Source organism: Priestia sp. TSO9 (assembly GCF_021029645.1).
GTDB lineage: Bacteria > Bacillota > Bacilli > Bacillales > Bacillaceae_H > Priestia > Priestia megaterium_E.
On record NZ_JAJEKD010000015.1, the window covers coordinates 1,042,562 to 1,062,670 of the forward strand.

Annotated in this window: 19 protein-coding genes; 4 read left to right on the forward strand and 15 right to left on the reverse strand. The window is 38.9% G+C overall.

Translation table 11 applies throughout. The features are described from left to right. Positions 1-3 precede the first annotated feature (3 nt). The 7 genes from LJC66_RS20630 to LJC66_RS20660 all read right to left on the reverse strand — a co-directional run bounded on the left by LJC66_RS20630 (position 4) and on the right by LJC66_RS20660 (position 8,276). Positions 4-1,293: a lysine N(6)-hydroxylase/L-ornithine N(5)-oxygenase family protein gene (locus LJC66_RS20630; RefSeq protein ID WP_230933465.1), complete on the reverse strand. Its 1,290-nt coding sequence runs from the start codon at positions 1,291-1,293 to the stop codon at positions 4-6. After that, positions 1,272-1,865 carry a GNAT family N-acetyltransferase gene (locus LJC66_RS20635; RefSeq protein ID WP_195696031.1) on the reverse strand — a complete coding sequence of 198 codons (594 nt, stop codon included), beginning with the start codon at positions 1,863-1,865 and terminating at the stop codon, positions 1,272-1,274. Before LJC66_RS20635 ends, LJC66_RS20630 begins: the two co-directional genes overlap by 22 nt. Then, positions 1,862-3,616: an IucA/IucC family protein gene (locus LJC66_RS20640; protein WP_195696030.1), complete on the reverse strand. Its 1,755-nt coding sequence runs from the start codon at positions 3,614-3,616 to the stop codon at positions 1,862-1,864. Before LJC66_RS20640 ends, LJC66_RS20635 begins: the two co-directional genes overlap by 4 nt. Beyond that, the gene (locus LJC66_RS20645) at positions 3,594-5,114 is read right to left on the reverse strand and encodes a pyridoxal phosphate-dependent decarboxylase family protein (RefSeq protein WP_230933466.1); all 1,521 of its coding nucleotides are present in this window, start codon (positions 5,112-5,114) and stop codon (positions 3,594-3,596) included. The genes LJC66_RS20640 and LJC66_RS20645 overlap by 23 nt, the downstream gene beginning before the upstream one ends. Before the next feature lies 1 nt (position 5,115). Further along, positions 5,116-6,480: an aspartate aminotransferase family protein gene (locus LJC66_RS20650; protein ID WP_195696028.1), complete on the reverse strand. Its 1,365-nt coding sequence runs from the start codon at positions 6,478-6,480 to the stop codon at positions 5,116-5,118. A 261-nt stretch (positions 6,481-6,741) separates the two neighbouring features. Continuing rightward, a complete protein-coding gene (locus LJC66_RS20655) occupies positions 6,742-7,434 on the reverse strand; it encodes a copper homeostasis protein CutC (RefSeq protein WP_195696027.1) in 693 nt (230 codons plus the stop codon). Positions 7,435-7,685: 251 nt separating this feature from the next. Then, positions 7,686-8,276: a polyadenylate binding domain-containing protein gene (locus tag LJC66_RS20660; protein ID WP_230933467.1), complete on the reverse strand. Its 591-nt coding sequence runs from the start codon at positions 8,274-8,276 to the stop codon at positions 7,686-7,688. 165 nt (positions 8,277-8,441) lie between these two features. On the opposite strand from LJC66_RS20660, the gene LJC66_RS20665 reads away from it, so the two are divergent. Together LJC66_RS20665 and LJC66_RS20670 are read left to right on the forward strand one after the other, a co-directional pair. Then, positions 8,442-9,869, forward strand: a complete 1,428-nt coding sequence (locus LJC66_RS20665) for a cryptochrome/photolyase family protein (protein WP_374199238.1) — start codon at positions 8,442-8,444, stop codon at positions 9,867-9,869. A 240-nt stretch (positions 9,870-10,109) separates the two neighbouring features. Continuing rightward, positions 10,110-11,315: an ATP-binding protein gene (locus tag LJC66_RS20670; RefSeq protein ID WP_230933469.1), complete on the forward strand. Its 1,206-nt coding sequence runs from the start codon at positions 10,110-10,112 to the stop codon at positions 11,313-11,315. 347 nt (positions 11,316-11,662) lie between these two features. Here LJC66_RS20670 and LJC66_RS20675 read toward each other — a convergent pair whose 3' ends face one another. Continuing rightward, on the reverse strand, positions 11,663-12,148 hold the full coding sequence (locus LJC66_RS20675; protein WP_013084711.1) for a metal-dependent hydrolase: 486 nt from the start codon (positions 12,146-12,148) through the stop codon (positions 11,663-11,665). A gap of 116 nt (positions 12,149-12,264) precedes the next feature. Then, positions 12,265-12,432: a hypothetical protein gene (locus tag LJC66_RS20680; protein ID WP_014458527.1), complete on the reverse strand. Its 168-nt coding sequence runs from the start codon at positions 12,430-12,432 to the stop codon at positions 12,265-12,267. A gap of 123 nt (positions 12,433-12,555) precedes the next feature. Here LJC66_RS20680 and LJC66_RS20685 point away from each other — a divergent pair, with 123 nt between their 5' ends. Further along, positions 12,556-12,798 (forward strand): hypothetical protein, encoded by a 243-nt coding sequence (locus tag LJC66_RS20685; protein WP_028410878.1) that lies wholly within the window; start codon positions 12,556-12,558, stop codon positions 12,796-12,798. Between the two features lie 37 nt (positions 12,799-12,835). Here the strand turns inward: LJC66_RS20685 and LJC66_RS20690 are convergent, their stop codons facing one another. The 3 genes from LJC66_RS20690 to gabT form a co-directional block, all read right to left on the reverse strand. Further along, entirely contained in the window at positions 12,836-14,260 is a 1,425-nt protein-coding gene (locus LJC66_RS20690) for an NAD-dependent succinate-semialdehyde dehydrogenase (protein WP_230933470.1), read from the reverse strand. A 31-nt stretch (positions 14,261-14,291) separates the two neighbouring features. Beyond that, positions 14,292-15,662 carry a sigma-54 interaction domain-containing protein gene (locus LJC66_RS20695; protein WP_230933471.1) on the reverse strand — a complete coding sequence of 457 codons (1,371 nt, stop codon included), beginning with the start codon at positions 15,660-15,662 and terminating at the stop codon, positions 14,292-14,294. A 148-nt stretch (positions 15,663-15,810) separates the two neighbouring features. Beyond that, positions 15,811-17,166, reverse strand: a complete 1,356-nt coding sequence (gabT, locus tag LJC66_RS20700; protein ID WP_230933472.1) for a 4-aminobutyrate--2-oxoglutarate transaminase — start codon at positions 17,164-17,166, stop codon at positions 15,811-15,813. A gap of 275 nt (positions 17,167-17,441) precedes the next feature. Between gabT and LJC66_RS20705 the strand changes: the two genes are divergently transcribed. Further along, a complete protein-coding gene (locus LJC66_RS20705; protein WP_013058765.1) occupies positions 17,442-17,867 on the forward strand; it encodes a DUF2621 domain-containing protein in 426 nt (141 codons plus the stop codon). Positions 17,868-17,898: 31 nt separating this feature from the next. Here LJC66_RS20705 and LJC66_RS20710 read toward each other — a convergent pair whose 3' ends face one another. The 3 genes from LJC66_RS20710 to LJC66_RS20720 all read right to left on the reverse strand — a co-directional run bounded on the left by LJC66_RS20710 (position 17,899) and on the right by LJC66_RS20720 (position 19,971). After that, positions 17,899-18,390 carry a CcdC family protein gene (locus tag LJC66_RS20710; RefSeq protein WP_013058766.1) on the reverse strand — a complete coding sequence of 164 codons (492 nt, stop codon included), beginning with the start codon at positions 18,388-18,390 and terminating at the stop codon, positions 17,899-17,901. A 104-nt stretch (positions 18,391-18,494) separates the two neighbouring features. After that, positions 18,495-19,052 carry a DUF2179 domain-containing protein gene (locus LJC66_RS20715; protein WP_013058767.1) on the reverse strand — a complete coding sequence of 186 codons (558 nt, stop codon included), beginning with the start codon at positions 19,050-19,052 and terminating at the stop codon, positions 18,495-18,497. 211 nt (positions 19,053-19,263) lie between these two features. After that, a complete protein-coding gene (locus LJC66_RS20720; RefSeq protein WP_230933473.1) occupies positions 19,264-19,971 on the reverse strand; it encodes a cytochrome c biogenesis CcdA family protein in 708 nt (235 codons plus the stop codon). Positions 19,972-20,109 lie beyond the last annotated feature (138 nt).

Consider the following 20,109-nt stretch of genomic DNA (forward strand, 5'->3'; position numbering starts at 1 on the left):
TTCTTAAAATCCAAACTTTTGGAAGACAGTATTTCCATATATTTTGTACACGTTTTTACCTGCAATTTGATTAATCAAAACAGCATTTCGATAAGCGCCTAAACCTAAGTCTGGTGCTCCAACCCCGTGTGTATGAAGCTCTCCGTTTTGAACAAATAGCGGAGCGCCTTTTTTCTTCATCTCAACTTGATAGAATTCGCTAATTTTCAGCTGTCCTTTTTCATCAAACAGCAAATGTTCTTTTAAACCTTCCATAAAAGCAGGCTCTTTTGCATGATAGCCAGTAGCCATAATGACAATTTCACTTTCTTCTTTTTCAAACGAGTCCTGCTCGTATTGGTGAAGAGTAAGAAGATGTGTATCGTTTGTCTTTTCAACGCCTGCAAGTTCCGTAAGCGCGCGCATTGTTAGCGGCACTTCTTTCCCGCCAATCGTTCGTTCGTAAATCAACTCATAAATATCACCGATCGTTTCAAAGCTTATTCCTTTGTATAAAAGAGCTTGATTTCGTAAAACGCTCTCTTTTTTCTCTTCGGGCAATCTGTAAAAATAGCGGGTATAATCCGGTGAAAAATGTTCAAGGCCAAGCTTTGAATACTCCATCGGATAAAACCCTTTTGAGCGCGTATACCAATTCAGCTTATAGTCAAATTCAGGCTGCTGTTGAAGTAAATCGCAGACAATTTCAGCTGCGCTTTGTCCAGAGCCAATTACGGTTATACTTTTAGCCTTCAGCGTTTGTTCACGATTCATTTTGTACTGAGCGGAGTGATAGAACGTATCGCTGGCTACTGATTGAAAGTCTCTTGGCACTACGGGCTGAGTACCTACTCCGGTTACAAGATGATAGCTGTAAAAGGTATGAAGCCTCCCTTCTTTTTCAACTATTACTTCGTAGTAAGGTTTAGCATCTTCATGCATTTTTACTTCTTTTACTGTGCTGTTAAATTCAAGCCCGCTCAGCTGGCTTGCTACCCAGCGGCAATAATGATTGTATTCATTTCTCGGAATGTGAAACTTCTCAAAGAAATAAAACTGATACAAACGCTCATGCTCATGCAAATAATTTAAGAACGTGTACGGACTCTTCGGATCCACCATCGTGACCACGTCTGCCATAAACGGGACTTGAAGAGTGGTCCCTTCTAAAAGCATTCCTGGATGCCAATTAAACTCATTTTTTTGTTCAAAACATTTATATGTACAATCTGCTTTATCAATTAAAGCTGCTAATCCTAAATTAAATGGACCAACTCCTACTCCAATTACGTCTAAAATGTCCCGTTGTTCCATTCGCTCCACCTTCTTTCAAATACTTTTCTTTCACATTTCAGCAGTACACCTGTTTTATCAGGCAGCGACACTTCTTTCATAAATTGAAAGCCGCATTTTTTAAATACTGCAATCATCTTTTCATTTCGTATATCTGGTTCCGCTATTACTTTAGCAGTATCTGCTACCTCGAACTTGTGCTTTAGTAAACCAAGAAGGAGCGGATAAATATAGCCTTTTCCTAAAAAAGCAGGTTCTCCAATTAATAAATGAATCCCTTGATCTCCTTTTTCGTAAGGGTAATAGTTACTGATAATATCGCCGTCAACCGTATAAGATTCCCAATAGCTCATAGGTACACCGTCAATTTCTCCAATTAACAGTTTTTGATGGGAATCAGCTAGAAATGTTTTTAAATGCTGCTCATACGCCTGTCTTGAAATATTTAAATTCCAATACGGAATAACATGCGGTTCATGCATCCACTTGTACAGCCGTTCGAAATCTTTTGCAAAAGAAACAGAGCGAAAGGTGATGCTCTGCTCCTTTTGCTGAATCATAAATGGATACTGCGTTTGTAATCCCGATTTCATACCCGTACACCTGCAGATTCGTACAGAGGATTTTCAACATTTACATAAACAGACTGCGTTTCAAGAGAGCCTACCAGCTCATCCATATCATGAACGCGCGTTAAGAAATTGGCTTTGCAAGGAAGCACTTGCTCTTCTAACATCGATGAAACAAGCCTCGTATGATCTTTTTCTTTGTACATCTCTATTTCTTGTCGCAGAATCAATAGCAGATCTGACTCTTGAACGAGGCCAGCTGCACCAAAAGCATTAACTAATCCTAAAATATGATTAAAAAATACGTAATAACGAAATCTTTCTTCTGCTACAGCGTCATCACATACCGTATCGCTTTCCCCGTTTAAGGAAGGAAGCAGCTTGCGAAGCTCTTGTTCCTTTGATTTCATAAAGTAATAGCCTTGGTTGTCACGGTAGTAAAACACCGATGGATATCCGTTCTCATCAAGTTTAATAACGGAATTTTGCTGATGAGCTTCCAGGGCAATTCCTTTTTGAGTGTAAAGCCACATCATAGGATGAAAAGAGACATTTAAATAGCGTTTAAACCAGCGCTTGCTTATGTCTTCATTCGTGCTATTTTCACTTGAAACAATATGATTAATAATATTTTCAATTTGAGATGCTTCTCCAAACACATGATCTTGACACAAACTTGCTAGGAGTGTTGTACGGTTCCCTTGCTCACCTTGAAAAGGGTTGCTTCGAATCATGACTTCAAACCCAAGCTCCTTTTTTCCGAGCGTGATGTAAGCAGGATCTTCAATCACTTGAAAAGCCGGATGATTTTCTTGAAGCTCGGCCTGCAATCCTTCTTGCAATAAACGACTCACTTCTACACCTCTGCTTAATTCTTTGCGTTTATTCACTCTCAGTGAATTCGTAATCTTCACCGGAATAGAAAATTTGTACATCACATCTGCATCTTCACTGTATACAGTTCGAACAGACGAAGTCGGATAAAACGGCTGACCGTGTGGCCCTAGATAAGCAAGCCGGCCTTTTTGAATCCATTCACACACTTCTTCTTTTCCTAAAAGATAACGAGCTTGCAGCGGATGCATAGGTATAAGTGAATAATCGTCCGCTTGGCAATGCAACTGTACGAATTCTTCAGAAACCTTCTTATCTTTTTTCAACTGCTCTTTAATAAGCTGTGAAGCGGTTTGACTCTCGGCGGACTGTTCTGCAACAAGCGATTTATGTGCTCTAAAATAATGAAGCTGAAATTTGCCGTTCACTTCAGGAGCAAACACCTCTTCTTCTTCAGGTAATATCCCTTGACGGCTTTTAGGTGTCGGATGCAGCTGGTGACCAATAAGCAAGGACTGCTCAGATTCTAAGAACGTTTTGTCCCATTTATAGCACGTTTCTAATTCTTTCTGTCTTTTTTCAATGAACAATTTCATATTTTCGTAGCTTAATAGCACACGTACAATTAGCTCATTTACCTGTAGTAAATGATCTGTTACTTCTTTTAAAAGAAAGACTAAAAGAGTGACGACATCTAACTCCTTGAGCTCCTCTTTCTGAATGCGATAATAAAAGACCGGAAAGAACAAGTGACGTCCGGTAGCTGAACGGTACTTTACTGGAAAGTAAAGAGTTACCGGCTGTTTTTCTAGCCTAAGAACGAGCGTTTCTTCGCTTTTCATTTCTGAAATGGACTGCCATACTCCCTTACCTGTTTCTCGAATATAGCAATTAATAATATTTTGCATCGTAATAAAATTAGCCGATAACTGAGCGTTCACGTAATCGCTCCTCCTTTTTCTCCAACTCTTTTCCTAAAGCCACGACTTCCTCTAACTGAGTGGCAACAGAATCAACTGTAATCATAGGATTTAACATCGTTAGCTTTAAATAAGCTTGCTCTTTATGCTTTGTTTTTGCCATGATAAAATTGCCTTTTTCATATAAATGCTGCTGAATACGCTGATTTAACTTATTTTCATAATGCTGCTGTTTTTGACAATCACTATATAAAGTATCTGGCATATAGCGAAATACAACCGCGTTCATATAAGGATCATTTAACACCGTAATATTCCTTTGCTTTCGTAAATGTTCAGCTGTCTGCTTAGCCGTTTCAATCGTATGATCAACCATTTTCCCATACTCATTTGTACCTACTGCACGGAAAGTCAGCCATAGCTTCAAGGCGTCAAATCGTTTGGTCGTTTGAATACTGCGATCTACCAAATGTACATGCTCATCTTCTTCAGGATTTAAATAATCTGCATGAAGCTGAATGTGTTTGAACATAGCTGAATTCTTCAATAGAAATGCCCCGCAGCTTACCGGCTGATAAAACCACTTATGAAAATCCATCGTAATAGAATCTGCCCGTTTAAGGGCTTTTAAGCGTTCACGATATTTATGTGAAAATAGCAGCGCTCCTCCATAAGCGGCGTCAGCATGAAGCCAAAGTCCTTCTTTTTTAGCTAGCTCACTTATTTCAAAAAGAGGATCTACGCTTCCAAAATCCGTCGTGCCTGCCGTTGCTACAATAGCAAAAGGAAGGTTTCCCTGTGCTTTGACTTCCCGTATGGCTTCTTCTAAATTTTCTATATCCATCTCGTGCCTTTCATTGCACTTTACACTCACCACCGCATTCATGCCCAGTCCAAGCTGAGCTGCAGATTGCTGTACCGTAAAGTGGGCTTTTTCGGAGCAGAAAATTCGCAGTTTTTTAGCTTGAAGCGGTAAACCTTCTTCACTAACATCAATGGAAAATGCAGCATGACAATACTCATTACGAGCAAGCAGAAGTCCCATATAATTCGACTGAGTCCCTCCGCTTGTAAAAACGCCGGAAGAAGAGCTTGGATAACCAATTTGTTGTGTTAACTCATCAATCACTTGATCTTCTATATACGTAGCTGCCGGACTTTGATCCCACGAGTCCATAGATTGATTCAAAGCAGAAATCATCACTTCTGCAGCAAGGGCCGGTATGATGGGAGGACAATGCAAGTGCGCCATTGCCCCCGGATGCGAAATATGAAGCGAATGATCCAGCACTACGGCTTGTACGTCATCAAACAAATCTTCTAGCGGCTGTTCGTGTTCGCTAAAATAGACCGAACGATTGACTAAGTTCGATAGTTCGTCAACGTCTATGTGAGTATAAGGGGATTTTAGTGTATGGTAGTGACGTTTAATCATCTCTGTCACTCCGCCTATCATCGCTTCATAATTCTCGAGGCTTTCTTTGGATGATGATAAAAACCACTTTTCAAACGGCGCCATTTTATTTATTCACCCACTTCTCTTCTGCTGCTTTTATCGCTTCTTCAAATCTTGTTAACACTTCATCGGTTTGTTGTTTCGTTAAAATTAATGGAGGAAGCAGACGAATAACAGCACCATGTCTTCCGCCCACTTCTAAAATGACGCCTCTGTCGAAACATTCTTTTTGAATCAGCTTAGCTAACTCACCGTTTGCAGGATGACTGCCGATTTTATTAGCCGGCTTTGTTGCGTCTATGATTTCAACGCCCAGCATTAAACCTCTTCCGCGTACATCACCAATTGAGAATACTTGCTTTTGGATATGTTTTAGCTGACTCTGAATATAAGCTCCTAATTCATGAGCATGTGCAGGTAAGTTTTCTTGTTTTATAAATTGCAGAGTGGCTTGTCCTGTAGCCATCGCAAGCTGATTTCCTCTAAAGGTGCCGATATGTGCACCCGCTTCCCATTGATCCAGCCTTTTATCATACAGAACAACGGATAAAGGCAGGCTACCTCCAATTGCTTTAGATAGTACTAATACATCCGGTTCGATATCAGCGTGTTCGAATGCATACAGCTTTCCTGTTCGTCCAATTCCAGTTTGAACTTCATCTACAATAAGCGGAATATTTCGTTCTTTTGTGATTCGGCGAAGCTCTTTTAACCATGGAATCGGCGCTGGAACAGAACCTCCTTCTCCTTGTACGATTTCTACTACAACACCCGCTGGAGTCACAATTCCGCTTTCCGGGTCATCCAGCATATTTTCAATATATGTACTAATGTACGTGTGGCCTTCCGAACCTACGCCAAACGGGCAGCGGTATTCATATGGATAAGGTAAAAAATGTGTATCAGGTACTAGTGCATGAATGTGCTTTTTGGGACTCGTTGTACCGCTGATGCTTAACGTTCCGTGCGTGGAGCCGTGATATCCCCCTTGAAAAGATAAAATCGTTCGGTTGCCTGTTGCTGTTTTTACAAGCTTCAAAGCCGCTTCAATCGCGTCTCCTCCAGTTGGACCGCAAAATTGGATTTTCGCTTTATTTGCAAAGTTTTCTGGTAAACTAGCGAATACTTCATCAACAAAAGCTTCTTTCACAGGCGTTGTTAAATCTAATGTATGTAAAGGAATAGATTTTGCTAAAACGTCTTGAATTGCTTCATGAACTACGTAATGGTTATGACCTAGAGCAAGCGTACCGGCTCCGGCTAAACAATCAATATACTCTTTTCCATCCATATCCGTGATCACGGCGCCTTTTGCTTGCTTAATTGCAATAGGAAGGCGTCTCGGATAAGACCTTGCATTGGATTCTCGTTCATTTTGCATAGCAAGCAGCATTTCATTTGATGTAAGTTGTTTCGTTGACGTTGACATATCATATCCTCCTGTTTATTCAATTGATAATGATTTTCATTAACAATTACAACAATAAATGATAATGATTATCACTGTCAATGATTATTCTGAAAATATGAAATTATTCCTATTCCACTCTAGACGCTTAAAAATTTAGCATTCTTATACGTATCAAGGGTTTAATAGGCTTTGTGATGTTTTCCAATTGGGGAAAACTATGTCATAAGTCCTTTTTTATTTGCAAATAAAAAAGTGCTACAATTTCTTGTAGCACTTCTGTTACTTTTGTTTATTCATCGTCTCTTTTGCAGCTTTTACACTCCTTGGGTCAAGCGGTTTCGTATATTGACAATTCACTCGAACTCCTGAACCAATACGAATTTCTTTCACGGGAGTAACGGATAAGAACGCTTGAAGATTTTCAGGTTTCAGCCCTTTTGTCCCGATTAAAATAATATCTTTATCTTTCATTCTTCTTAACAGTTTTTTAATATGAGGAATACCGTTTAGTGCACTTTTATCCGCTCCTGAAGTCATGACACGCTGAATTTGCTTATAGCTTAAAAGCGTTTCAAGCGCCTTTTCTTGATCACTGATTTCATCAAATGCTAAGTGGAACGTTACATTCATTTCTCCTGCCGCATCCAGCAGTCGCTTTAAAGCTTGCTCATCAATAATTTTGTCTTCTGTTAAACAGCCCATTTCAATTCCATCAATGCCAATTTCTCTTGCATAGTGAATATCTTCAATCATTGTTTGCAAGTCATCTTCATCATATTGAAAAGATTGATTATGCGGACGAATCATCACAAATATTGGGATATGTATCGTTTCTTTCACTTTTTTCATCAAACCGTAGCTTGGGGTTAAGCCGCCTTCACCGATTCCAGTTACAAGGCTTATACGATCGGCACCATGTTCCTGGGCAACTTTAGCATCATGTAAGGTTGCAGCTGTGACTTCTAATATCATTCTAAAAACACCCTTTCCCCTTTAATATAGAGCTTTTGCCTTCTTTTCCCTGTATTTATACTTAAAAAACTCTACCAAACTCTCTTATGTAAGAAAACACCCAAAAGATGTGATTAATATTTTCAAAAAATTGAATGTCATGGAAAAAGAGTAAGAACTATTCTTTTTCTCATGACGTTTCAATTAATAAAATTCTATATTTATACTAAAGATTCAAAAATACATCCCTTTTATCTAGGGTAAAGGGTTTATTAAAAAGAACGTGGATTTGTTTGTTGCATGAACATCCAATCATTTAAAGAATGAGGCTGCTGATGATCAACTGGTGCTGATAAATCGCGGCATCCGCAATCATGCATCGGCATCTGACCCATTCCTCCGTGCATTGGCGGCATTCCACCTTGCATCGGCATTTGGCCCATTCCTCCGTGCATTGGCGGCATTCCACCTTGCATCGGCATTTGACCCATTCCTCCGTGCATTGGCGGCATTCCACCTTGCATCGGCATTTGACCCATTCCTTCGTGCATTGGCGGCATTCCACCTTGCATCGGCATTTGACCCATTCCTCCGTGCATTGGCATTCCGTCTTGCATCGACATTTGACCCATTCCTTCATGCATTGGCGGTAGCTCTCCGTACATTGGCATTTGATTCATTTCTTTTTGCATCGGCGGCATTTCTCCATGCATTGGCATTTGATTTGCGCCTTCTTGCATCGGCATTACCTGCATTTCTTTTGCAGAAGGCATAGGCGGCATTTTAGCAGGTTTAGGTGCTGCTTGCATATATGGATTGGATATCGGTTGTCCGGTTTGTTTCATTCCATACGAATTTCTCATTTTTAAGGGCTCCTTCCCATTCTCTTACTCTGTTTACGTTATTCTTTTTACCATCAATCTGAAATTCGTCCATAAGAAAATAGGCCTTCTACACATTCAAAATTGTAGAACGTATAAGAAAAAAGCTATAATCGAGGCAAATTGCAGATAGAAAGGTGGCACATGATGAATAAAACCATTATCGTATGGATTCGAAAAGATTTTCGGCTGGTTGATAACCCAGCTCTATTTCACGCAGCTAAAGAAGGAATAGTTGTACCTATTTATATCCATGACGACTATGAAGAAAGCTCAATGGGAAGTGCAAGTAAATGGTGGCTTCACCATGCGCTGAATGACTTTAAAACCTCGATTGAAAAAATAGAAGGAACGCTGATTGTACAAAAAGGAAACCCTAAAGATGTGTTGCAAAAATTACTCCATGAAACGAATGCACAAGATATTTATTGGAATAGATGCTATGAACCACATGCGCTAAAAAGAGATAAAGAGCTTCAAGCTTTTTTTTCAGAGCAACAAATAAATATTCGCACATTTGAGGGATTTCTCCTTCATGAACCTTGGAAAATCACAAAAGAAAATGGAGACCCTTATAAAGTATTTACAGCTTATTATAAAGCTTCTCAAAAACATTCCGTATCTTCTGCTGTAAAAAAAGTTACTTCCATACAGGCTTCCTCTAAACCTGTTGAGTCTCTTTCAGTCTCCGATCTCGATTTGCTTCCAAGCATACCGTGGGATGAAACGATTAGGTCAACGTGGGAAGCTACGGAAAAAGGCGCTGTGGATGTCTTCAAAACGTTTTTAAAGAATAAGCTGCTTCATTATGAAAAAGGACGGGATTTTCCTGCTGAAGCATTAAATTCGTTTCTATCTCCTTATTTTGCCACAGGACAGCTCTCAGCTCGAGTCCTTTATCATTATTTGAGAACTAAAGCTGAAAAAGTACGTTCTGATGCTTTTGAACAGCAAGCTGAAATGTTTATTCGTCAACTTATATGGAGAGATTTTGCTTATCAGCTGCTTTATCATTTCCCGCACACTACAACTGAACCGCTTAATGAAAAATTTAAGCAATTTCAGTGGGCTGACGGCAATGAAGAGCTTCAAGCTTGGAAAAATGGAAAAACCGGCTATCCCCTTGTCGATGCCGGAATGCGAGAGCTGTGGGAAACAGGTTTTATGCACAATCGAGTTCGAATGGTAGCTGCTTCCTTTTTAGTAAAGCACCTTTTAATTCATTGGAAACACGGAGCAAATTGGTTTTTTGATACCTTAGTAGACGCAGATTTAGCTAATAACACAATGGGCTGGCAGTGGGTTGCAGGCTCGGGTGCAGACGCCGCGCCATATTTTCGTATTTTTAATCCAATTACTCAATCAGAAAAATTTGATAAAGAAGGAGAATATATTAAAAAGTGGCTTCCAGAGCTTAAGGATATTCCTTCTTCTTATATTCATAAACCTTGGGAGGCCCCAGCAGACGTATTAGAAAAAGCAAACGTTACACTTAATAAAACATACCCGGCTCCAATTGTCGATCATAAAGCAGCTAGAGAGCGCGCGCTAGAGCATTATCAGCATATCAAATAAGAGGTAAATCACGCCTCTTATTTGATATGCTGAATTTTTTAAACGTGTAAAAAATTCCCTTTCTTATCTATTTGCAACTAAAAACATGTATTTGAAATCTCTATATAGGGTTTTCAAGCCCTATTCCCCTCCCTATAGCACATTTGATTTTTCATATTTTTTCCTATAATTTGAATATATAATAATGATTATATATGCTTGAGAACTCTCTCATTGCATAGATCTGATTGGAGTGATTCGATGTCCGTTTGTCCTTCTTGTAACTATAAGGAAGATTATAATTTTTGTAGAATGTGCGGCACTCAAGTTCGGCACACCTTCACCAACCAAGAAGATCAGCTTTTTTATCCATTAAAAGATCGAATCATTACAGATGACAATGAACCAAAGCATCAAGCTATTTTATCTCATACCCATGATTTAGTATGTGCTATTACTGAAGATGGGATTTATGAATACGCTTCTCCTTCTTACGCTAAAACGTTAGGCGTTTATCCCGATGAACTTATTGGACAACATGTGCTTATCAATGCGTATCCCGAAGACAAACACATAATCTCCACTATTTTAGCTAACATGAGCAAAACAAAAGAGGCCTCCACATTTGAATACCGAAAGTTTCATGTGAACGGCACCATCGTTTTATTAGAATGTAAAGGCGCTCCAATTATCACATCTACGGGAGAAATCGAAGGGTTTGTATTTGTCTCACGAGACGTAACAGAAAAAAGACAAGCAGAGAAAAAGATCCGAAATTCAGAAAAACTTTCTGTCATTGGTCACCTTGCTGCAAGTATCGCACACGAGGTTAGAAATCCTTTAACAACCATTAAAGGGTTTATACAACTGTTCAGTGAGACACAGCAACCGAAAAAAACAATGATTTATCGAGATCTCATTCAGCATGAACTTTCACAAATTGAACATATTATCACAGAGTTTATGAGTTTAGCTAAACAAGAGTACGTATATACAGACAACCTTGTTATTACCGACTTGTTAGATGAGGTATTAAAGCAATTTGAACCGGCTACTGGAGTCAAAAACATCCACATCATTCGCCATTATCCAAAAGAACATCCCCTGCTCATTAGTGGACAAAAAACACAGCTAACCCAAGTATTTATTCATGTTATACAAAATGCCATTGATTCGATGGAAAGCGGCGGCAAGCTGGCAGTATCAATTGAAAAATCAGCTAGAGAAACGCTGTGCATTGTGATAAAAGACAATGGATGTGGAATTGATTCAAAGCGTATCCCTCATATAGGAGAGCCTTTTTATACAACAAAAGAACGAGGAATAGGCCTAGGACTAACAATTTGCAACAAAATTATTAACGAACATAATGGTTTTTTTCATGTAGCCAGTGAAAAAAATGACGGCACAAGTATTACCATTACCCTTCCTATGAAAACGACTGAACTTTACGTAGTGGAAGCCTAAAAGAGAGATTGAGACATAACTAAATCACTTCCATTTAAAGACGAACAAATGAGATCGCACGGCTCGCTCGCTTATGACACTGCTGTTGATATCAGTACAAGGCTTCGCTTTCCGCGGGCGGCCGATGAGCCTTCTCGTCGCTAGGCTCCTTCGGGGTCGTATCTAGTCTTAGTCTACTTTTCCCGCAGGAGTCTTCGCTTTGCCCTCCAGTCAACCACTAGAAGCAACAAAACAGATAACACCCACGTTTACCATTCCAATAAAAAACGAACCACCGATCAAATATTTTGATCAATGGTTCGTCATTCACCTCAGCTAACATACTGTTGTCCCAGCCTCTTCTTCCTTTAAAACAGCTGAGTGTACAGCTGATACTTATAAAGCATATAAAAACTTCCTATCACTGCCAGGTAAAAGATGAGAGTCTCTGCTCCACCACCTGTTTCATATGTTAAAGGAGGCTTAAACTTCTTCTTGCTAAGAGGAGAGAAAAAAGGTACCCCTCGTTTAGAAAAGAAATCTCCAAGAATATGAAAAGCGTATCCATAGGCTATCCCTAATGTAAAATCGTTGTTATACATCGTATGTAAATAAAAAATAAGTCCACTTGCAAGAATAGAATGCGTAATACCTCGGTGTCCAAAAATAGATTTAATGACTTTTGCGAGACCAAGAGATCTTCTACCAATATATGAATTTGGTTCATCAATATCAGGAAGCAGCGCTCCAATCGCAATGCCTACAACATAAGGAAATGTAAACGAAGCGTCTCCTGTTATAGCCACACCGGCACCGGCAGCAATCGATGTTGCAATATGTGTGTGATATCTCAAATATGCCACCTTCTTTCTTTTTCAACTTAAGGCAAGCACTGTGAACAAAATCACACATATGTTCGCCCAACGTTAACTATAAGTGAAGGTGGTAAAAATGTCAAAATAATCTATGATTACGTAAGCTGCAGACCGACTAACCCAATAAGCATCACAAGAAAACTAATAAGAGTACCCTTTCCATTTTTCTTTGCTCTTCCATCTTTTTTGACAATAGAATAAATCCACGTACTCGAATACACAGCGAATCCAAGAAAACCAAATAACGTGATATATGTAAACATACCGAAACTCCTTTGCTTGTCATTACTATTAACTATACGAGATTTTATAAAAAAAACAAAGTAGTATGACGGCTTGTTTAATATCTCTTTCTTTTTCTTATACTAGGAAGAGGAGGGATGGCTATGCAACAGAAGCAGTTGGAAGATATATTCGACTTCTATGGGTTAAGTGAGGTTTATCGCGGCAATTTTGAGGATGTTGAACACCACTGGTTATTTAAAGACGTGGAGGCAACTATACTTGAAGATTTTTTTAACTCTCACGATTGCGAAGATCTTGAATGCTGTACTCTAGAAGAATTTTGTTTTTTATTCATGAATTTTCAATCAATCCATGCACAAATTCCCCACGTGTACTATTACTAAAAAAAGTGATTTCGCAGGAAAGCGAAATCACTTTTTGTTAAAAGCCTAAAGAAATATATTTTACTTCTAAGTATTCTTCAATTCCGTAATGTCCGCCTTCACGTCCAAGTCCACTTTCTTTAAAGCCGCCAAACGGCGCTTGTGGTGTAGAAGGTAGTCCATCATTTAGTCCTACAATACCATATTCTAAAGCTTCAGCAATACGAATAGCTTCTGAAATATTTTCAGTGAACACATAAGCTGCTAATCCGTAAGGCGAGTTATTTGCACGGCGAATAACTTCTTCTTCTGTTTGATACGTCGCAATTGGAGCAATTGGCCCGAATGTTTCTTCGTACATACAAAGCATATCGTCTGTTGCACCATTTACAACCGTAGGCTCAACAAAAAGTCCGCTTCCTTCTTCGCGTACAGCCCCTCCAGTTAAGACGTTTCCGCCTTTTGCTACAACATCATCTAAGTGGCGCTTTACTTTTTCTAACGCTTTTTCATCGATCAGAGGTCCGATATCCGTACCTTCTTCTAAGCCGTTTCCGACTTTCAGCTGACTAACAGCCGCTGCAAACTGCTCTGCGAACGGTTTAGCAACAGATTCGTGCACGTAGATGCGGTTTGTACATACGCATGTTTGACCAGCGTTACGGAATTTAGAAGCAATTGCATTTGTTACTGCTTTATCTAAATCAGCATTTGCTGTTACGATAAACGGAGCGTGTCCGCCTAATTCTAAAGACACTTTTTTAACCGTATCAGCTGCTCCGCGCATTAGCAGTTTACCTACTTCTGTAGAGCCCGTAAACGATAGTTTACGTACGCGTCCATCTTGAAGCCACGCTTCTCCAATCGCTTTTGCATCTCCCGTAACTACATTAATTACGCCTTTTGGAATACCCGCTTCTTGTGCCAGCTCTGCTAGTCGAAGAGCCGTTAGTGGCGTTTGTTCTGCCGGTTTAATAACCGCTGTACATCCAGCTGCTAAAGCTGGCGCTACTTTACGCGTAATCATAGCTGCCGGGAAGTTCCAAGGTGTAATAGCTGCCATGACTCCCACAGGCTGCTTATGAGCAAATAATCGTTTATTAGGAGAAGAAGCTGGGATTGTTTCTCCGTAAATGCGTTTTCCTTCTTCTGCGTACCATGAAACGAATCCGTTGGCATAGCCAATTTCACCTTTTGCTTCTTTAAGAGGCTTGCCTTGTTCGACTGTCATTATTTCAGCAAGTTCATCGGTATGTTCTTCAATCAGCTGATGCCATTTAAATAATAATTTACCGCGCTCTTCTGCTGTTTTTTTAGACCATGTTTGAAACGCTTCATAAGCAGCATCTGCTGCTAGCTTCGCTTCTTTTTCTCCACCTTTTGCAACAGTAGCCACTACTTCATTTGTTGCTGGATTTACCACTTCGTATGTATCATTTGCTGAAACAAATTCTCCGTTAATATATAAGTTTGCTTGCTTCATATTTCTTCACTCCCTGCTTAAATTTATCTACTCACTGTTCTGTGCTGTCCGAAACGTACTTTCGAATTTTACGACTCGCTTGTGATTGGCTAATACCAAGCTGTTCCGCTACTTTGTAAGACGACCTATGCTGTTCAAACGCCTTTATGACCATCTCTTTTTCCACATGTTCAATCATTTCAGGAAGCGTATGGACAGGTGGATCGACAGCAAACTCTTTTGCAAAAGGCAAATCTTTAAGCGTAATCATTTCTTCACCTGTAACAACCAGACGCTCAATGATATTTTCCACTTCACGAACGTTTCCTTTCCATTCTTGTCCTAAGAACGCATCTAACGCCTTTGGTGATAAACGTACATTACGTTCGTATACTGTATTAAAATGGTGAAGAAACTGATAGACAAGCGGCAGAATATCTTCTTTTCGCTCTCGTAAAGGAGGTATGATAATCGGCACTACGTTTAGCCGATAGTACAAATCACGTCTAAACTTTCCTTCTTCCACCATTTGTTCTAGATTTTGATTCGTAGCAGCAATGATTCGTACGTCTATTGATACTGCTCTTGTTGAGCCCACGGGACGAATGGTACGGTCTTGCAGCACGTGGAGCAACTTACTTTGTGCCGAAAGAGAAAGTTCACCAATCTCATCTAGAAAAAGCGTGCCTTCGTTGGAAAGCTCAATGATCCCTTTTTTCCCTTCTCGAAATGCTCCAGTGAACGTACCGCCTTCATAGCCAAATAGCTCTGATTCAATAAGCTGTTCGGGTAGCGCTGCACAGTTAAGTTCATGATACGGCTGCTGTTTTCTTGTACTAAGCTGGTGAAGCAGTTTTGCTACTCTGCTTTTTCCTACTCCTGTTTCTCCAAGTAAAAGAACGGTTGTATTTACAGAAGCAACTCGTTGAATGGTTGAAAAAACTTTTTTCATCGCTTCGCTTTTTGTCACGATGCCTTCTAAATCGACGGCTTCGTTTAACTCTTTTTTATAGTTTTCAAGCTGTTCTTCCATCTCTTCTACTTTTCGTTTTAATTCCATCAAGTCTGTGAGATCTCGTGAATAGCTAATAACGCTTTTTAAATGACCGTCGTTTGTAAATACCGGCCTTGTCCGCACATGAAGATACCTGCCGGAGTTTGTTTTTTGAACCAATTCAATCGCTTGATTGGATTCAATCACTTTTAACGTGGCCGAAGGATAAAAAATACCCATTTCCTGCAGTTCTTTTACGTGCTTTCCAATAAAATCTTCCACTTTCAAAGCATAGTTTTTTTCACACTCTGAATTTACAACTAACACATATCCATTCGCATCAGTTACAAAGATTTCATCAAATGATGACTCAAATATATCGTAAAGTTCGTCGTTAATTTGCTGAATATGCTTTTTATGAATGGTCATTTGAATCACCTTTTCGTCAAAAAATAATTATTATTTTATTTTATCAGAAAATGAAAAATCTATAAATAGAGTGTCCAAACATACCCATCCTTTGTGATTCATGAAGAATGAGTGAAGAGCCCTCTCTTCACTCATGCCTCAGTTTCTCTTATACTTGAACCGTTTGCTGCACGCTTGCTTCTAGTGCTGCTTCAAAAATAGCTAAGCCTTCCTCCAGCTGCTCATCCGTAATAACAATTGGCATTAAGATACGAAGAACGTTTCCAAATACTCCTGCGCTAAGCAGTAATAATCCACGCTTGTTTGCTTCTTTTACGATACGCTGTGTAAGCTCCTTGTCCGCTTCTTTTGTTTCACGATCTTTTACAAGCTCGATAGCAGACATCGCTCCTAATCCGCGAATATCACCGATACAGTCATATTTTTCTGCTAGTTTTTCAAATCGTGATGTTACTACTTTTCCAAGGTACTCACCGCGTTCGTTTAGCTTTTCTTCTTCAATGATATCAAGTACAGCTAAGGCTGCTTCACATCCAAGAGGACTTCCGCAGTACGTTCCACCAAGCTCACCAGGATTAGATTCATCCATGATTTCAGCATGGCCAATGACACCGCTGATTGGTACGCCAGCTCCTAGTGATTTTGATACCGTAATTAAATCAGGCGCCACGTCAAAATGTTCAATACCGAAGTAGCGGCCCGTACGTGCAAATCCTGCTTGAATTTCATCTGATACAAATAAAATTCCGTGCTCTTTACATAATTGATACACTTCTTGCACAAAACGTTTACCTGGAACGATGAAGCCACCTTCACCTTGAATCGGCTCCATTACAACAGCTGCAATCGTTTCCGGTGCTACTTCTGTATTTAAGAAGTTTTTAAATTCTGTAATCATGAAATCTTCGTATGCTTCAACTGATAATCCTTGTGGACGGCGATACTCATAAGGATATGGAGCTTTGTATACTTCAGGAGCAAACGGTCCAAATTCATATTTATATGGTTTTACTTTACTTGTCATTGTCATTGTCATTAATGTACGGCCATGGAAACCGCGGTTAAAGGAAATAATTCCTTGACGCTTTGTATATTTACGAGCAATTTTCACTGCGTTTTCTACAGCTTCTGCTCCGCTATTTAAAAGTAATACTTTCTTGTCAAATTCACCAGGGGCAATTGCTGCTAATCTTTCTGCAAGCTCTACGTATGACTCATACATCATTACGTTAAATCCTGTGTGAATAAAACGGTCTACTTGTTTGTGAAGCGCTTCTTTTACTTTTGGATGACTGTGTCCTACATTGATTGTGCCAATTGCGCCTACGAAATCAATAAACGTATTGCCATCGACATCTTTAACGATCGCCCCTTCAGCCGTATCAGCAAATGTCGGAATGCCATAACTTACACCTTTCGGAATGGCACGGTGTCTTCTATCTAATAATTGCTTTGCATTTTCTCCCGGTAAATTTGTTGCTACTTTGCTAAAAGTTTGACTCATTTTTATCTTCCTCTCATATTAAATAATTCTTCAATTAGTTTATATGCAAAAAACGTGCCAACTTTTAAAAAGCTGAAAAATAAGCATTTTTAGACAATTCTAACGATAATTCACTCATTAATGAGTCTATATAAACTTATCGATGAGTCAAAAAAGACTTCCCTCTCGCACAAAGTACAGGAATTTTATATTGCCATAAAAGGAACAAGGCTTTTATAATAAATGTATAAATATAGTAATATTAGGAGTGACCTCTTTATAAAGGAGTGAAAAATATGCTAGAGGGCTGGTTTTTATGGGTTATTTTATTTTGGGTAGTCTTTTTAATGAGCATGTTTGCTATCGGCGGATTTTTTATGTTCAGGAAGTTTTTAAAGCGCTTACCAAAAGAAGACGGCATGTCTGAGCTTGATTGGCAAGATCACTATCTTTCCAAAACCGTCCACCTTTGGTCAGCTGATCAAAAGCAGCTATTAAACGTTCTTGTTGAACCAGTACCTGAACTGTTTCGCGATGTAGCCAAACAAAAAATCGCGGGGAAAATTGGGGAACTCGCAATTGAAGAACAAGCAGCCTCTATAACGGAAGACTTAATCGTACGTGGATACATTTTAGCTACGCCTAAACGTGATCATAAATTTTTATTAAAAACATTAAAAAAACAAAAAATAGATGCCGTCCCCTATCAGCATTTATTTTAAATCAAAAAAGGTGGCTGCGTAGCCACCTTTTTTAGTTTAATATTGTTGTATTAGCAAGACGATCATTATGCAGCTTTCGTTCGAGCTTTTTGTACGATGTGTACATCGCAATGCGCCAAGGTACAATCATACCAAATGCTAAAATCCAGAACATACCGCCAAGCTGGCCAACATCAATTGAAGAACTTAAATATATTTTCATTGCAATTCGAATAATAAGCAAACCAATAATAATGAATGCAAAAGCTTTTGAACGCTTCAAGTAAATATGATCGTCACGAATTTCAAATTTAGACGTTTTAATTAACAGGATTGAGAAAATCATGCCTGCTATTAACGCCTCAAGCAGTTCTGCACCCGTTACTCGAAACATTGGGAAAATAAACATTAACGCTCCCGTACTCATAAAAAAAGGCGGAAGTATAATTTTTTTTGCATTCGTTGGTTTATCAGCAGCTTTCATTCGAACAACTAATATGAAAGAAGCCATAAAAATTGCGACAAGTGTTGAAGCAATAACCAATGAAATCCTTCCTTTACTATAGTTTAGTGTTTACTTATATTATAATCCAAAAAACATCAGAAGTAAAAGTGCAACAAAAAACCAGAAGAGGATCTCTTCTGGTTTTATTTAGTAGAGGTGATATCTGCTTTTGCTTTTTGCTTTTGTTTTTGCTTTTTCATTGCTTTTAGTAAGAACCCGCCTTTAAATTTACGCGGCTCGTATGAAATAATGAAAGCACGAGGCTCATATTCTTCAATGAATGCTAATAGCTCTTCTTCTCTACTTCTTTTTGTTAAAATGTCTAATCTATAGCGTGCACTGTCTCTTCCTTCTCCTTGGTAAACAGTAACACCAAAACCTTCCTGTCGAAGGCGGTTAATCAACTCTTCATTTTTGGTCATAAGGTTAACTAAGAATGTTGTATATCCGATAGCAAGCCTAGATTCGATATAACTTCCAAGGATAATTCCCACTCCAAACCCAACTGCATATACAACCATAGCAAGCGTGCTTTGATCTCCTGAAAATACAAGAGATAAGCCGAATACATAAATTAACGCTTCAACAAATCCAAAAACTGAGGCATACATACTCATACCTTTGACTAAAAAAATTGTGCGCAGCGTCAAGATCGGTACATAGATCAGTTGCAAAAGCAAGATTAACAAAATATCTTTCAATTTACACACCTCTTTTTAACAATTAAAAATATGACGATTTCATTGTATCACTCCGTATTTATAGAAGATATAGTAAAAATAAATTTTTTCTATATATTTTTTTACCCCATATTCTTGTATATTTCCTAAGAGCGAAAGTAACTATTTTGTCTTTTGAAAAATAAAAAGAATCTGTCAATTATCAGATTCTTTTTTGTATCATTTTCCCTTTTTAAAAGCCCGTAAACCCTCCAAATACGCTCGTTGTATAAATAATAATTTTTGTCATCCAGTCAAAATACAAAATAAATCCCATGCCAATCATTGCGTATCCGCCAACTTTCATCATAGAATCCATATGTTTTTTTAACCAGTTCATTTTCCCAATAAAAAACGTCATGATAAAAAATGGAATAGAAAATCCAAGTGAATAAGCTATCATATACAAAAGGCCAGAGCCTGGGTTTGTCGCTGCAAGCGCCATAACCGATACTAAAATAGGGCCCGTGCACGGAGTCCAACCCGCAGCAAACGCCATGCCTATGAAAGAAGAACCTAAGAGACCAGCCGGCTTATTTGCGAATCTAAGCTTATGTTCTTGCATAAGAATGCGAGGCTTAAAAATCCCTAGTACAACTAGACCAAAGAAAATAATAAGAATAGCGCCAATCTGCCGGATTAAATCCTTATAGTTAAAAAACCACTGACCAATAAAAGACGTCGCAAAACCAATCATAATAAAAATGACAGAAAACCCAAGCAAAAAGAAAGCTGTGTGAATAAAAGCTTTTCGCTGATGCGACTTAGCGCCTTCCTTTAGCTCCCTAACTGATACTCCCGTTATGTACGATAAAAAAGCTGGGTATAAAGGCAAACAGCAAGGTGAAATAAACGATAAAAAACCTGCGCCAAATGCCAAAAACAAATTTAAATCTCCCACATTTCACACTTCCCTTTTTTGTTCTTTTTGTTCTTTTTCGTTACCATTTTGTAACCAAATTGTCTTATCTCACTTCTTTCAAATAGTACCATTATCTTGTATAATTAGGTAAACGACTTGTTAGAAGGGATACATAGC

Bases quoted from the DNA above. Each gene is read 5' to 3' on its own strand.
- LJC66_RS20630 (WP_230933465.1), bottom strand. From the start codon at position 1,293: ATGGAACAACGGGACATTTTAGACGTAATTGGAGTAGGAGTTGGTCCA.
- LJC66_RS20635 (WP_195696031.1), bottom strand. From the start codon at position 1,865: ATGAAATCGGGATTACAAACGCAGTATCCATTTATGATTCAGCAAAAG.
- LJC66_RS20645 (WP_230933466.1), bottom strand. From the start codon at position 5,114: ATGGCGCCGTTTGAAAAGTGGTTTTTATCATCATCCAAAGAAAGCCTC.
- LJC66_RS20650 (WP_195696028.1), bottom strand. From the start codon at position 6,480: ATGTCAACGTCAACGAAACAACTTACATCAAATGAAATGCTGCTTGCT.
- LJC66_RS20655 (WP_195696027.1), bottom strand. From the start codon at position 7,434: ATGATATTAGAAGTCACAGCTGCAACCTTACATGATGCTAAAGTTGCC.
- LJC66_RS20660 (WP_230933467.1), bottom strand. From the start codon at position 8,276: ATGAGAAATTCGTATGGAATGAAACAAACCGGACAACCGATATCCAAT.
- LJC66_RS20665 (WP_374199238.1), top strand. From the start codon at position 8,442: ATGAATAAAACCATTATCGTATGGATTCGAAAAGATTTTCGGCTGGTT.
- LJC66_RS20670 (WP_230933469.1), top strand. From the start codon at position 10,110: ATGTCCGTTTGTCCTTCTTGTAACTATAAGGAAGATTATAATTTTTGT.
- LJC66_RS20680 (WP_014458527.1), bottom strand. From the start codon at position 12,432: ATGTTTACATATATCACGTTATTTGGTTTTCTTGGATTCGCTGTGTAT.
- LJC66_RS20685 (WP_028410878.1), top strand. From the start codon at position 12,556: ATGCAACAGAAGCAGTTGGAAGATATATTCGACTTCTATGGGTTAAGT.
- LJC66_RS20690 (WP_230933470.1), bottom strand. From the start codon at position 14,260: ATGAAGCAAGCAAACTTATATATTAACGGAGAATTTGTTTCAGCAAAT.
- LJC66_RS20695 (WP_230933471.1), bottom strand. From the start codon at position 15,662: ATGACCATTCATAAAAAGCATATTCAGCAAATTAACGACGAACTTTAC.
- gabT (WP_230933472.1), bottom strand. From the start codon at position 17,166: ATGAGTCAAACTTTTAGCAAAGTAGCAACAAATTTACCGGGAGAAAAT.
- LJC66_RS20705 (WP_013058765.1), top strand. From the start codon at position 17,442: ATGCTAGAGGGCTGGTTTTTATGGGTTATTTTATTTTGGGTAGTCTTT.